This is a genomic window from Acinetobacter populi, from assembly GCF_002174125.1.
Classification (GTDB): Bacteria; Pseudomonadota; Gammaproteobacteria; order Pseudomonadales; family Moraxellaceae; genus Acinetobacter; species Acinetobacter populi.
Map to the genome: position 1 here is coordinate 432,324 of NZ_NEXX01000001.1, position 14,957 is coordinate 447,280.

Sequence of the window (14,957 nt, forward strand, 5' to 3'; positions counted from 1 at the left end):
ACTATTTTATTTACTCAGAACTGTTTAACAGTTAACATTATAAATGAGACTTTTTATTACTAAAGGAAGAGTACAATGAAGTTATTCAAAAATATATTGCTACTCGGCAGTTTATTGATGATGTCAGGACATCTCTTTGCGGCTGAAGATATTACTGGTAAATGGCGCAGCATTGATGATAAAACTGGTTTTAGTAAAGGCATTATCGAAATTACTAAAGATGCCAGTGGTGTCTATACAGGAAAAATCATTGAGGTGATTCCACGTCCCGGCTACACCCCAAAAATTGTTTGTGATCAATGTACAGGTACATTAAAAAATAAACCGATACTGGGCTTACAAATTTTAAATAACATGAAAAAATCTGCAAAAAATGATCTGGAATATGAAGGCGGAACCATTCTTGATCCATTAAATGGTAAAGTCTATAAAAGTAAAATTAAACTGAATAGTACTGGCACACGAATTACGATGCGCGGTTATGTTGGCGTTGAAGTGGTCGGCCGTAGTCAGACTTGGATCCGTCAAGACTAAATGATCTACTTTACGTCATTTATAATGATTTAATTTTAAAGTTTATAGACCAAAATAAAATTAAAAATTAGGGCGAATTAATTGGTCCTAATTTTTTTCTAAAATTTAATATAATTTTAGATATAATCCATCATAGATAAATCGGAAAATATGAAATCATCAAATGATCCCGTCTAAGATTATCCTAAAGCACGATGAAATTTGATTATTTTAGCTGCACCACTATTGACTTGATAAAAAAACGCTTACAATCTCCATAAGGATCACAACATCTCTTAGAAATAATTTTATGATACTGAAAAAAAACAAATCTCCCCTGCCAAATCAGTTGCAATTGGTCATTGTAAAGACAGTGGCGCTATTTTTGTTTATTTTTAGCTCCTTATGCTCAACGTCTATCTTTGCAGAAACACTGCAACAGCCCAAAACCATGTATTACCGTTATTATGATAACAATGGTGTGGCGACAGTCAGTAAAAATGTTTCCCCAACCCATATTCGCCGCGGTTATGAAGCGCTGGATCGGAATATGGCGGTGATTTATAAAGTACCTGCCTATAGCGTTGAAGCAGATCTTAAACAGGAACGTACCCGGGCAAAACAATCGGAAGAAGCCAGAAAAGATCAGGTCTTAAAACGCTCCTATCGCAATGTTGCTTATGCAACTCAAAAAAAGAAAGAAGCCCTTGCCGTATTACAAAAACAGATTGATCAACAATATCAACAGATGCGTCAATTACAAACAGATCGCGGTAACTACCTTAAACAACGCTCAAATTACATACTGGATAAAAAGCCTGTTCCGGCACAGCTACAAAAAACTTTAGATAATAATGCGCTGCATATTAAAAATACCCGTAATACCATTGAACAGTTAAAAAGCACTTATGTGAAGCAAGAACAGCAATTTGATTACATTATTAGCCGTTTACAAAGAATGGAATAGTTTTTATAGTGAGGCTATTCTTGATTTAATTCATTATGAACGATTTTATGCGTCCAAAGATTAAAATAAATTCTCTACTCATGTTCATTGGCCTTCATCTGTTCTGTATGGGATTATTAGGTTGTGATAAATCATCACAACAACAGCAAAGTGAAAAAACCTCAAGTACAACTCCAATTGATATTATTGCGGCAGATCTGGTAGCAGTCAAACAAGGTTACCTACAACAAAAAACCACCTTTACCGGCAGCATACAAGCAGTCAATCATACCAGTATTCAGTCACAGGTTTCTGCCACCGTGTTGCAGGTTTCTGCCGATGTCGGGCAAATGGTCAACAAAGGTCAACTGTTGGTTCAACTAAATAATCAGGATAATGCTGCACGACTGGCGCAGGCGAAGGCCAATCTCGCCGCTGCCGAGGCGCAGGCAACCCTAGACCGCTCATTAATGGATCGAAAAAAACGCTTGTTTGATCAGGGCTTTATTGCAAAACTGGAGTGGGAACAAAGCCAGGTCGAATATAAGGCACAACTAGAAAATGTCAAAGCACAACAGGCCAATGTCGATATCGCAGCCAAAGCAGCACAGGATGCTGTGATCCGTAGTCCAATTTCAGGCTATGTCACCAGTCGTCAGGTCAATGTCGGGCAAACCATTGCGATGGGACAAACGTTATTTGATATAGTTGATCCTAGCCAGCTTGAAATCAAAGCCAATCTTGCTGCCAGTGATCAAGGCAAAATTGCTGTTGGACAAAAAATTAATTTCCGTATTCAGGGCAATCCCACCCTGTTTCCTGCACAGATTAGCCGGATTTCTCCGGTTGCCGATACTGTCAGTCGCAACATCGAGTTTTTTGCCCGACCTCAAACCAGTCTCAAGCAACTTAGTATTGGTGCCTTTGTCGAAGGTGAGATTATTCAGCAAGGCAATATTGAGGGACAATTAATCCCGCTTGCCAGTGTACAGGATGTACAGAAAAACCCATTTGTTTGGGTGGTACGGGACAATAAAATCCAGCGCGTGAATATTGATGTGTTACAGCTTGATCAGCAACAGGAACTAGCATTGGTAAAAGGTCTGCATGCAGATGATCAGATCAGTCTGGTTAAATTTACACCGCAACAGCAAGACCGATCAGTTCATATAGAAAAATAATATCTGCCAGCATCAAATGCTGCCATTTAAATAAGGATTAACATCATGTGGTTTACACGAATAAGTATTAAATATCCTGTGTTCACGATCATGATGATGCTGTGCTTTCTCGTGCTTGGCTTTGCATCATGGCAACGCATGAATGTTGAAGAATTTCCGGATGTCGATTTTCCATTTGTTGTGGTTCATACTACCTATGCTGGTGCATCGCCGGAAGTGGTTGAAAGCGAAATTACCAAAAAACTTGAAGAGCAAATTAATACCTTATCTGGTGTTAAACAAATCATTTCTACATCAAGTGAAGGCTTGTCCACCATTGTTACCGAATTTAATCTTGATGTGAATTCGTCGGTTGCGGCACAGGACATGCGAGATAAAATTGCGCCGATCACTGCACAATTCCGCGATGAAATCGATGATCCTGTGATTGAACGTTACGACCCTTCTGCCAGCCCAATCATGTCGGTGGTATTTGAATCCAACAACATGGACATCCGTGATCTGAGCGATTATGTGGATCAATATCTATTACCACAACTCCGCACAGTCGCTGGCGTAGGTCGTGTTGATATGATGGGCGATATAAAACGCCAGATTCGAATTGAAATCGATCCAATGCGTATGCAAAGTTACGGAATTGGTATCAATCAGGTCATACAAGCATTACAAAGCGAAAATACTCAGATTCCAAGTGGTACTTTAAGCAATGCAAACCGCGAATTGGTGGTTGAAATTCAGGCCAAGTTTAAACAACCTGCCGATTTCAATACACTGGTGGTTGCCAATCGTAATGGGGTTGCGATTACACTTGATCAGATTGCCACCATACAAGACAGTCAGGCAGAACAAGAAACCAGTGCATTTTTAAATGGTAATGCTGCACTTTCGGTTGATATTTTACGTAATTCCGATGCCAATGTAATTAATGTTGTCGATGCACTCTATAAACGTCTGGATACCATTAAAACCCAACTCCCCGAAGGAACAACCCTAACCGTGGTATCTGATACCTCACGGGGAATTCGCGCATCGATCAAAGATGTCGCCAGAACCATTATCGAAGGCGGTATTCTGGCAGTATTTATTGTCATGCTGTTTCTAGGGTCCATTCGTTCAACCGTAATTACTGGTCTGACCTTGCCCATTGCCCTACTAGGGACACTAACCATTATCTGGGCACTGGGTTTTAGTATCAATATGATGACCTTGCTGGCTTTATCATTGAGTATTGGTTTGCTGATTGATGATGCGATTGTGGTACGGGAAAATATCGTGCGACATGCCGAAATGGGCAAAGACCATGTCTCCGCAGCACTAGATGGCACCAAAGAAATCGGACTGGCAGTACTGGCAACCACTTTAACCATTGTGGCTGTATTCTTGCCAGTCGCTTTTATGGGCGGCATTATTGGTCGATTTTTCTATCAGTTTGGGGTTACAGTCAGTGCAGCAGTTCTGATTTCCATGTTTGTCAGTTTTACCCTTGATCCTATGTTGTCGGCACATTGGGCTGAAAAGCATAAAAATCCTAAGAAGAAAAATATTCTGCAACGCTTTTTTAACTGGACCTCACACAAACTTGATCAGTTAAGTCATGTCTATGCAAAAGTTCTAACGTGGGCACTACATTTTCGGTTTTTAACGCTGGCAATTGCTGTGGCTTCGTTATTCGGTGCATTGGCATTATCCAAAATGATCGGGACTGAATTTGTCCCTACGCCGGACAAGGGTGAAATTACTGTTAAATTTGAAACACCCGTTGATGCATCACTCATCTATACCGATGCAAAACTAAAACAAGTCGAATCGATTCTGCGACAATATCCGCACGTCACCGCCACCTATGGTGTAGTCAATCCGGTGACTGATCGAGGGAAAAATAAAGCCAATATTCTGGTTCGCTTAACACCAAGGCAAGAACGCAGCGAAACACTGACCGAAATCAGTAATACTTTTCGTGATCGTTTAAGTAATGTGGCAGGTATTAGCGTAACCTCTATTGCATCTGCGGATGAAACGGTTTCAGGTGGGCAAAAACCCATCATGATTTCAATCAAAGGTCCGGACCTAAATGAATTACAAAAAATCTCCGATCGCTTTATGCTGGAAATGCAAAAAATTGAGGGTCTGGTCGATCTAGAAAGCTCACTCGGCGAACCTAAACCAACGCTGACACTGGAGATCCATCGTAAACTGGCAAATGATTTAGGATTGTCCGTCAACGAAATTGCCACCACACTGCGACCACTGATTGCAGGCGATAATGTCACCACATGGGAAGATCCGGGTGGTGAAAATTATGATGTCAACTTGCGTTTAAAAGATAGTGAACGAACCTCACCTAGTGATCTGGATAAATTATTTATTCGTTCCAGCAATGTCGATGCAACAGGTCAAAGTCCATTTATTCCGTTATCTGCGGTGGCCAGTATGCAGGAAATCATGGGTGCATCACAGATTAACAGACGTGATCTAACTCGGGAAATTTTGGTACAAGCCAATACTGCCGGACGTCCTTCCGGGGATATCGGTCAGGATATTGAAAGACTACAAAATAATTTCCAGCTACCACCGGGCTATAGCTTTTCCACTCAAGGTGCAAATGCGGATATGGCTGAATCTGCGAGTTACGCACTTACTGCGGTGAGTTTATCCATCATCTTTATCTACATGGTATTAGGTTCGCAGTTTAATAGCTTTATTCATCCGGCAGCCATCATGGCATCACTCCCACTTTCACTGATCGGGGTATTTCTGGCACTGTTTTTATTCAACAGTACCATGAATTTATTCTCAATTATCGGGATTATCATGCTGATGGGACTGGTCACTAAAAATGCCATTCTACTCATCGACTTTATCAAAAAAGCCATGGAACGTGGTGAGCAACGCCAAGATGCGATTCTACAAGCAGGTAAAACCCGGTTACGTCCGATCCTCATGACCACCAGCGCCATGGTGATGGGTATGATTCCGCTTGCCTTGGGTCTAGGTGAAGGTGGAGAACAAAGTGCGCCAATGGCACATGCTGTCATTGGTGGTGTAACAACCTCTACCCTCTTGACCTTGATTGTGGTTCCTGTAGTGTTTACCTATCTGGATGATTTAAAGAACTTTAGCTTAAAATTGATCAAGAAAATATCATCTTAATTGAACTTTGGCTTTTAAAGCATCTGTTCGACAGAGTATGGCTAAATCACATGATATGAATATCCATGTATAGTTTAATCGCAATAGATTTCAAACGATTTGATTTTAATTGCACTACTTCCTTCTATAAACATCAAAGGTCAACAATTTTAGTCTTAACATTTTATTGTAAGGATATTTTTTGACGTATAATGCTCACTTTCACTCTAGCTATCAGGAACATGATCCATGCGCGCGAGTCGCTTTTTATTTGCAACTTTAAGAGAAACACCAAATGATGCCGAAGTCATTTCGCATCAACTCATGTTAAGAGCCGGCATGATCCGTAAACTTGCGTCAGGTTTATATACATGGTTACCCATGGGGGTACGTGTACTCAACAAAGTTGAAGCGATTATCCGTGAGGAAATGAACCGTTCCGGGGCACTTGAAGTCTTGATGCCTGTGACACAGCCGGCAAGCCTATGGGAAGAATCTGGTCGTTTTGAACAATATGGCCCAGAACTGCTACGCTTTAAAGATCGTCATGGCAATCCATTTGTGCTCGGTCCAACCCATGAGGAAGTCATTACCGATCTTGCCCGTAATGAGCTAAAAAGCTATAAACAATTACCCATGAATTTTTATCAAATTCAGACTAAATTCCGTGATGAAGTACGACCACGTTTTGGCGTCATGCGTTCCCGTGAATTTGTGATGAAAGATGCCTATTCTTTTCATATCGATCAGGCTTCCTTACAAGAAACCTATGATGTGATGTATCAAACCTATTGCAACATCTTCAATCGTCTTGGTCTGGATTTCCGTCCGGTACAAGCCGATACAGGATCAATTGGTGGTTCAGGTTCACATGAATTTCAGGTACTTGCTGCCAGTGGTGAAGACGATGTTGTGTTCTCAACCGAATCCGATTATGCCGCAAATATTGAAAAAGCTGAGGCACTTTTCGTCGGTGAACGTGCTGCGCCAACTCAGGCACTTACAATTGTAGATACACCTGATCAAAAAACCATTGCAGATGTATGTCAATTCCTGAATGCAGATCCTAAACAGTCAGTCAAGGCACTATTGGTACAAGGTATTGCCGATGAACCAGGTAATACACCCGTGATTGCCTTGTTCCTGCGCAGTGATCATGAACTCAATGAAATTAAAGCAGAACACCATCCACTGGTTGCGGCACCGTTAACCTTTGCAACGGATGAACAGCTTCAGGCACTTGACCTGACTGCTGGTTTTATCGGCCCACAAGGTTTGGTAGAAAAAAATATTCCTGTTATCATTGATCGTGCAGCTTCGGTTTTATCAGATTTTATTGCCGGTGCAAATAACAAAGACCAGCATGCCACTGGCGTAAACTGGGAACGTGATGCGCAATTCACCGAAGTCTATGACCTGCGCAATGTGGTAGAAGGCGATCCTTCACCTGATGGCAAAGGCACCCTGCAAATCAAACGCGGGATTGAAGTCGGACATATCTTCCAGCTCGGTCAAAAATATTCTGAAGCATTAGGTTGTACAGTATTGGGAGAAGATGGCAAACCATTAACTGTCACCATGGGCTGTTATGGTATTGGGGTCACCCGTGTCGTTGCTGCGGCAATTGAACAAAACTACGATGAGAAAGGCATTATTTTTCCACAAACTATCGCACCGTTTGAAATTGCCATTGTGCCTATGAATGCGCATAAATCCCCTGCTACGCTACAAGCCGCAGAAGAGTTGTATGCAGAACTCAGTGCCAAAGGTTTTGATGTGCTTCTCGACGACCGTAATGAACGTCCCGGCGTCAAGTTCTCTGATCTTGAGTTAACTGGTATTCCACATCGTATTGTGATTGGTGATAAAGGGCTTGCAGCAGGTACCTTTGAATATAAAGGCCGTCGTGATGCAGAATCGGTGAATTTAAGCAAAGACGAGTTATTTGAAAAACTTAAAGCTTAAAGACTTTTGATATTGAATCTTTATTTATCCCCAGATATTAATATCTGGGGGTAATATTTTAGACGAATGAATTATGTCGTCTTAAAATAGTCCGCCTTGCTTATTATCTGATATTTCCCAGCCATATTATCTATAAATAAAAAAAGCAGCCTTACGACTGCTCTGGAAAACCACAAATTAACAGAATTTTAAATTACCCCAACAGTTGGATACTGGTTTTTGATTACCATCTAATAATAAATTTTCTAGTACCATCACAGCTCGAGCATCATCAGCCAGTTGAATATTGCCAATACCTTTATAAATAGGTGCACCTAGACCTGCACCCACTGCTTCAAAAAAGCCTAGAGAAATATTATTTTCCGATAAATAGTCGGTAATAAATGTGGCAATTTGTGGTAATACATCCTGCATCGGTATACCTGTCGTTGGATTTAATGCACCAAAATCCAGAGGGTCGGCAAAAGACATCCACCAACCTGGTTGTGCAATATCACCACTATTCAAAATAAGATTACTAGAGGTAGTGGTATAGTTATCCGCCACATTCACAATCGAGCCATCTGTCAAATTATAGGTATAGGCGCTAGCACTTCCCGGCCATCTCAGCGCAACCGATTGTAAAGACAAATAACCCCCTGAAGTAATCGGTAAGTTATGAATTAAATTAAAGTTCTGTTTTACTGTCACATTAGCTTTCAAGTTTGTAATATATGAACAATTACTGGTATTAATTGTCGCAGCACATCCAGCCGCAGTTGTTCCACTAGCACCCATATAAAATACCGGGTTATTTGCAAGTCCCAGAATCCCTTCATCCATTCGCATTAATAACGCACCACTATCTGCACCAATAGCAATTGTCGGAATCGGTACATCACGTACTACCAGATTTAATTGAGACATCCGGTTTCCAGTTACTGCAGTTTGAGGAAAGTTAAAATTTACGCTTTGGCTTGGTACATTTATCCCCCAACTATTATTATATGCAGAGGACGGTGGCGTAGTATAGCTCCCACTACCTTGTGTCATACCATTCACATTTGTGGTCACTGTACGGTTATTACCTAAGGCTGTAATTTTGGCATAAATCAGTTGATCAGAGGTTGTTCCAAACATGGCCTGTTGCGTAGATGCGGAAACGGGCGTTTGTGCAACCTTTAAGTAACCACTAAAAGATTTAATACCATCGGTAGGATTAGCCACATTGGCTGTACCCGCAGAGAGATAACCCAAAATTTCTTCCGCACTTAAACGAAAACCAACAATTTCACGTGTTGCCGCATTATCTGGATTTTTAATTGCAAACTCAATAAAAGGATTCGTCAAAACAGCACTAGTATTGGCACGAGATGTTGACCAAGTTGGTGTCCCATTATCTGATACGACACTGCTTGTTACTTTGCCATCTGCCGGACCACTTAATGAGACATTTGACATATCAATATCACATCCACCTGCTCCATTTATACCACCACAACCAAGTTGTAAAGTTTTGATATTGGCATTCAATTCCATCTTCGCTTCTAGACCCAGCTTATAATAACCATAATCCAGATAACCATTACCTGTCCCATTTCCAGATGGATTGGTAAATGCCATGGTTAATAACGCCTGACCTGTCTCATTGGATAACTCACCATCATCTAATGCAACCATATTAGAAACAGCATAGACAGGAATGCTCACAGCGGAACAAATCATACTTAAAACTAAATATTTTTTAGACAACCTTAACATTTTTAATGCTCCTCTCCTTGCTATCCCTAATTGTTCCGTGGTGTTAATGTCACATTACCAATTAAACGTCCACCCGTTAAAGCAACTTCACCCAAGCGTTGTCCAGCAAGGGTATTACCCGGTGGATAGAAGTTTATATCTTTTACCCTAAATACATCTTCTGCATTTTTATTTGGATTAAAGTCAAAGCTATAATTAAATCCGACATTATCTTTATTAACCACAATTGCATTATTAAACCGGATTAAACCGGACAGATTATCCAGACCTATCATGGAATCATCAATTGGATCACCGATTTGTATCGCACCTTCTGTCAATTTATAATCACCAATGACCGATAATCGATTACCATTTTTTGTAGAAATTTCATTATTCGGTACCAGAGCAAAATTCATATCCCCTTTTAATTTTAATTTTAAGGTCAAGAGTACATCCTGTTTTAAATTAAAATTATCTATAGGTGAATAATTATTGCCAGTTTTATATTTAGCACCTGGTAAATATCCACCTGCAAGTTCAGCGACCATAACCATTAATAAGTCTTTTAAACTGACATTCAAGTTGCCATTTTCAAACCCAAGACTGCCATGCCCACTCAAAAGCATATCAATATTACGTAGACCTAGATAATAATCTGTCGGTTTATTATCATTATTTGGGTTATTACCACCATCAATCACCAAAATAGACGTGGTTTTACTACCATCAGCATTTTTACCTTCAACACTCAACGCCATCGCAAATCCAATCCGTTGCGAATTCGTTACTGCAACCGTTGCAATCTGATTAGTATCATTATTAAGCGTAAAAATATTTCCAGAATAATTGGTGGTATATAAAGCGATATTACTGTTCAAATTATAAAAAGGTAACCCGAGTCCCCATTTATTATCAATTCCCGCTGTTGGTGCAATTGCATTAGTCGGATCTACACCACTACTTGAGGTGAATCTACCTCGTTTAGATATTGCCTGAAAATCCATACCACGGATTGCCAATACAACACTGAAAGGATTAACTGATAAATCACTAATTTTTAATGTATAATCTTCGGACTTCGTTAAAGTATCATTGGAAATTCCACCAAATCTTGCTTGTCGTAATACCGAATTCTCCGGCATCAATAAAGTACCTGTATTCGCCAGATTAATATAAACATTACCACTATCAAAATAGGCACGATCACTCGAACCTGACACCAATGGTTGTAATTCTCCAAACTCAAAACCAAAGGTATTTTTTCCTGCGCCACCAATCTCTAGGGTGGTCGCTTGTCCTCCCCCCGTCAGCATACTATCACCACTGGCCGTAAACTCTGCCTGTAGGCGTAAACCAATACCACTTGAACCGATGACTGTACCATCTGCACCGGATGCAGTCGCGCTACCTTGTGTTGCATAACCCAATACATTATTTAAGGTATGTGTATTAGTACCATTGTCATCTACAGGTGCAGCAATACCATTTGCATTCACACCCCGTACTTGCAAAGATGCGTTGACAATACGTCCATTCGCACCTACTCGAATTAGTCCCTTACTTCCTGCCAGTGTATATTCAGGATCTGTAGGTGAAATAAGTACATTCGATTTTGTCATAAACTCTAGATTTAGACCTGCACTTTGACCATTATAAGTCCCATAAACAGCACCATCTAAATCTGCATCCGACACACGAGTTAAATCGGCATAACCATATACGGTATTATTTGGAATAGTCGTAGTTTTATTAGCCCTTACATCACCAACATTTGTCTGTAGAATTAATCCTTTATTGTCATCAATATACCAAACACCTTTGGCTTTAAAATTAAAGTTCAAATTTCTAAGCAGCAGTTGATTATATACATTTGAAGATGTGTCGTTTGATGGCTTTAATCCCATATAAAGATTGATATTCTGTAAACCCAAATGGAGTTCTACTTGCTTATCTTTATTAAATAAGCCATCACGGGTTGTAAATCCAAATAATAAAGGCGTACCAGTCTGGATTGCTAGATTACCAATACTATCATTACACGTCACACTAGGTGTTTGTGCACAAATCTGAAAACTGCCAATAGATATGGTGGATGGATTAGAACTTAGCTGAAAGTCGATTCCTGCTGTATTGCCATCTGACCCCATATTAATTTGATATTGAGTGCCCAGATTATAGTTACCCACACCATTTCCAGCATCATATGCCATATTCTTGCGAATTTTTACGTCATTTGCGACTGCACGCAACGACTGTTCCGAATTATTTACCGTGCCAGCTTTGTCCTCCCAATAGAGCTGATCAATATCAATTTTTGAATATTGCGTAACCAACTCCACACCATCCTGCCCATCAATCTGCCTAAGATCATGATCCTGCAATACCTGCATGGCAAATGTCTGATGACTAAGCAATAATATGCTGACCGTCAAAACATTCAGCTTCAGATTTTTGTAATATGGCTTCCCTGACATAATTTTATCCTTTTTTAGTTGCTAGCATCGGGCATGGTCTAAGCAGGAAAAAAACTTCATGGAACCCGTCAATACAAGATTCCCATCCATTTTTAGGCCTAAAAAACCGCGCTCACGTCCCACGTTAGTTTCAGGATTAAATCCATCAAAGGTATTTCCTACAAGCGAACAATTTCCTCCAGCAACTGTCCCAGTGGAACAATATTTATCAGCCTTTAAATAACCAGGACCAGATTCATTTGCGCCTGTATCAGTTTCAATAGCCAAAGACTGGAAACCAAAATTTCTTATTTTTATTGGAAAATTTTCATCAAACCCCAACTTTATTGCTGCCCGAACTGTACTGACATTACTCTTATTTTTAAAAGTCACATCTGCACCATCAAGCGCCAGTTTATCCATCAAAATTGTTCCTTCCAAACCTTTAAGCACAATCCACTGTTTCTTGCCAGTTGTAGAAGGTTGACGTATACCCGCAGCATCATAGGTATCAAGTGAACCATCGTCATATCGATTACTAAATGCAATGGCTAAATGACAGTATTCCAATTGCGTACTGGTACACACAGTCGTATCAAATTTATAGTCATTGGTATGGTTTAATCGCAATTCAAGTTTTAAATCAACACCAGCCTGACCATCTATTTGCTGTAAACTATGATCGTCCAATACTTGCATTCCCTGAGCAAAACTAACCGTAGAGAACATGAATGCCGATAAAAGTAAAAATTTATAAGATTTCATCATATCCATAGCCTCATCTTATAAACCTGTTGTTGTCATTTTAAAATGCTGGATTAACAACCCATCAATCACCGCAGAACCAAAGTTATTATTGACTGTAGCACCAACCGGATTCATATTATTTAAAGTAGTATTGATATTTGTGGGCATCGTAGTTTGAATACCAAGAATCTGATTATTGGTATTTTGTCGGTAGGTTGTTTCATAAGGATTAGAATTCGTTGATGTTGGCGCTTTGGGTGCAACAGCCGTCCATGCACCATAAGCATTCCATGCATAAGTATATCCAAAGATAATATTCCCACTTCTTGTTGCAGTTCTACTACTATTCCATACCTGCGTATAATCCTGTACTAGATCCCCCCCTGTTAGATTTGTTCCAGAAACCAGCGCACCAATAGAAACCCCAAAAGATTCAATACCATTATAAGCGGTTAAACGATTGGTGCTTGCATCGTAATTAGTTGAACCAATCGAAATACTACTATGGGTAGCTTGTGAATCCTGATAAGTCTTACCATCAATGGTCACTGTACCGCCGCATTTATGAATATTACAGGTCGTACCCAGATAGTTCACTGTAGGATCCACCGTTGCAACTGGATCAATATCCGAATAGCGCTGGTAAATCTTGCTATACACATTCACATTGTTTGGAATACGTGCCAATTCAATAGAGAAATTTGAGCCATCCGTATTAAATACCAATGGTTGATATAGACTACCAATGACTAAATTAATATTTGGATTATAGAAAAATAAACCTTCAGCCGAGCTACTATTTGCATTAAAATTTGGAACTGCTGTTTCCCCCAGCGCTGGTGTCTTATCTAGTGCCGTTACAGCGGATAATAATTCCTGAGTACTGATTCTTAAAACACTTTTTGCTGCTGGCATAGTCCAGCTATTAGTTGCTGAAGCAACAAATCGACGGGCAGTAAAACCTTCCCGATAAAAGCAGGCACCATTATTTTCAGCTGATGATTGATACGTATTCGCAGCTGGTGAGGTACACATTCCACCATTTGGATAACTACCCGGTACATTTGCATTGGTAAGTGGTGTATAGGTTTGGACCAACCCTGAGGAGGTATTTGGATTTGCAGTAACATTTACCCCCTGTGTATAGAGAGGATTGCCCGCAGCATCCCGCCCAACATAATCAAGTTGATAAATATTTCTTGTTACTGGGCCCATGGTCACTGTAGCTTTTGCATCCGCACCATTGGTTTTACCACTATTTAAGCGAAATATACCAGCCAGACCGAGCGTTTCGTTATAAGAGGTACTTAAACCATAATTAAAAGTTTTAGGTGTTATCACATCATTAATTTTTAGATTGGCTGTATAAGTTCCACCCATCGCACTTGTTACACCACCAGTGGTACGAAATAACTTAAGATTCGAACCACTCACACCAAAGCCGTCCCAGACAATACCTAAACGTAAACGATTCGATAGACCATCATAACCATTTTCAACAACATTTTTATCGCGCATAAATGCATCAGTCCATAGACCAAGCTTTAAGTTTTCAACGCCAGTGCCATCATCAGTATAGTCAACCTGTTTAAGTGGTGCCTCCAAAATCATTGCTGACACACTTTTCGATTCACCAATAAAGTTTGGCACAGTGTTTGTAATTGTTTTAAAAATCCATGGATTGCTTTCTGTACCCCATGAACCAATTTTTTGACCAAAATCATTTGCACCAGTACCTAATGCACCATATGGCACACCCCAGTCACTTGCAGTTCGACCTTGTCCATATCCTTTTTTAGATTGTGCTAGAGATAAACCATAGAGGTAAATATCAGATTTCTGGAAATTCTTACTTTCCTGTGTTGCACTTAAAGGGCCAACAGGAATTAAGTGGATATAACCTGCCCCTAATGTCCCAGCACCACTATCATTTGAGCCATTAAAACGCAGGGAAAAGTCCTCAGGCAAAATCGCAATCCCTTCACCTGTTGCATCGGCAAGTGTGGCATCATCCAGTTTTTCTAAGGCAAAAGTGACAGACGTAGCAGTAAGTAATGCTACACTTAAAGTAGATAATTTTAATGACATAGATAAATAGCCCATCATAAGCTTACTCGTCCTATCTAGATGCTTACACATCTGTTGTACATCCTGTGTGATGGTTATTGTTGTATTACATCACTTCACTTAAATAACTGAGAACTCTATCCCAGATTTACACTTAATTTGCATTATGCGATGATCAAAAGCAATATGCCACAAATGTTTTGTTAAAAATACAGTTTTGTTTAATAGATATTT

9 protein-coding genes are annotated in these 14,957 nt (G+C 40.0%); 5 read left to right on the forward strand and 4 right to left on the reverse strand.

Going from position 1 to position 14,957, the window contains the following annotated elements; translation table 11 throughout:
• Nucleotides 1–75 precede the first annotated feature (75 nt).
• The 5 genes from CAP51_RS01920 to CAP51_RS01940 all read left to right on the forward strand — a co-directional run bounded on the left by CAP51_RS01920 (nt 76) and on the right by CAP51_RS01940 (nt 7,734).
• A complete protein-coding gene (locus tag CAP51_RS01920) occupies nt 76–534 on the forward strand; it encodes a DUF2147 domain-containing protein (protein WP_087619040.1) in 459 nt (152 codons plus the stop codon).
• Nucleotides 535–898: 364 nt separating this feature from the next.
• A complete protein-coding gene (locus CAP51_RS01925) occupies nt 899–1,480 on the forward strand; it encodes a hypothetical protein (protein ID WP_140404391.1) in 582 nt (193 codons plus the stop codon).
• Nucleotides 1,481–1,527: 47 nt separating this feature from the next.
• Nucleotides 1,528–2,640, forward strand: coding sequence for an efflux RND transporter periplasmic adaptor subunit (locus CAP51_RS01930; RefSeq protein ID WP_245809052.1), 1,113 nt, complete (start codon nt 1,528–1,530; stop codon nt 2,638–2,640).
• Nucleotides 2,641–2,685: 45 nt separating this feature from the next.
• The gene (locus CAP51_RS01935) at nt 2,686–5,790 is read left to right on the forward strand and encodes an efflux RND transporter permease subunit (RefSeq protein ID WP_087619043.1); all 3,105 of its coding nucleotides are present in this window, start codon (nt 2,686–2,688) and stop codon (nt 5,788–5,790) included.
• Nucleotides 5,791–6,018: 228 nt separating this feature from the next.
• On the forward strand, nt 6,019–7,734 hold the full coding sequence (locus CAP51_RS01940) for a proline--tRNA ligase (RefSeq protein WP_087619044.1): 1,716 nt from the start codon (nt 6,019–6,021) through the stop codon (nt 7,732–7,734).
• A gap of 177 nt (nt 7,735–7,911) precedes the next feature.
• Here the strand turns inward: CAP51_RS01940 and CAP51_RS01945 are convergent, their stop codons facing one another.
• The 4 genes from CAP51_RS01945 to CAP51_RS01960 are packed head-to-tail and all read right to left on the reverse strand — an operon-like array spanning nt 7,912 to nt 14,744.
• Entirely contained in the window at nt 7,912–9,474 is a 1,563-nt protein-coding gene (locus CAP51_RS01945) for a hypothetical protein (protein WP_087619045.1), read from the reverse strand.
• Nucleotides 9,475–9,500: 26 nt separating this feature from the next.
• On the reverse strand, nt 9,501–11,930 hold the full coding sequence (locus tag CAP51_RS01950) for a DUF6160 family protein (protein WP_087619046.1): 2,430 nt from the start codon (nt 11,928–11,930) through the stop codon (nt 9,501–9,503).
• A 21-nt stretch (nt 11,931–11,951) separates the two neighbouring features.
• Entirely contained in the window at nt 11,952–12,677 is a 726-nt protein-coding gene (locus tag CAP51_RS01955) for a DUF6160 family protein (RefSeq protein WP_245809053.1), read from the reverse strand.
• Between the two features lie 15 nt (nt 12,678–12,692).
• Nucleotides 12,693–14,744, reverse strand: coding sequence for a hypothetical protein (locus tag CAP51_RS01960; RefSeq protein WP_245809054.1), 2,052 nt, complete (start codon nt 14,742–14,744; stop codon nt 12,693–12,695).
• Nucleotides 14,745–14,957: the final 213 nt, after the last annotated feature.

What these genes read in the sequence shown, in the direction of transcription:
- CAP51_RS01920 (WP_087619040.1), top strand. Translation starts at nt 76, where the DNA reads ATGAAGTTATTCAAAAATATATTGCTACTCGGCAGTTTATTGATGATG.
- CAP51_RS01930 (WP_245809052.1), top strand. Translation starts at nt 1,528, where the DNA reads ATGCGTCCAAAGATTAAAATAAATTCTCTACTCATGTTCATTGGCCTT.
- CAP51_RS01935 (WP_087619043.1), top strand. Translation starts at nt 2,686, where the DNA reads ATGTGGTTTACACGAATAAGTATTAAATATCCTGTGTTCACGATCATG.
- CAP51_RS01940 (WP_087619044.1), top strand. Translation starts at nt 6,019, where the DNA reads ATGCGCGCGAGTCGCTTTTTATTTGCAACTTTAAGAGAAACACCAAAT.
- CAP51_RS01945 (WP_087619045.1), bottom strand. Translation starts at nt 9,474, where the DNA reads ATGTTAAGGTTGTCTAAAAAATATTTAGTTTTAAGTATGATTTGTTCC.
- CAP51_RS01950 (WP_087619046.1), bottom strand. Translation starts at nt 11,930, where the DNA reads ATGTCAGGGAAGCCATATTACAAAAATCTGAAGCTGAATGTTTTGACG.
- CAP51_RS01955 (WP_245809053.1), bottom strand. Translation starts at nt 12,677, where the DNA reads ATGATGAAATCTTATAAATTTTTACTTTTATCGGCATTCATGTTCTCT.
- CAP51_RS01960 (WP_245809054.1), bottom strand. Translation starts at nt 14,744, where the DNA reads ATGTCATTAAAATTATCTACTTTAAGTGTAGCATTACTTACTGCTACG.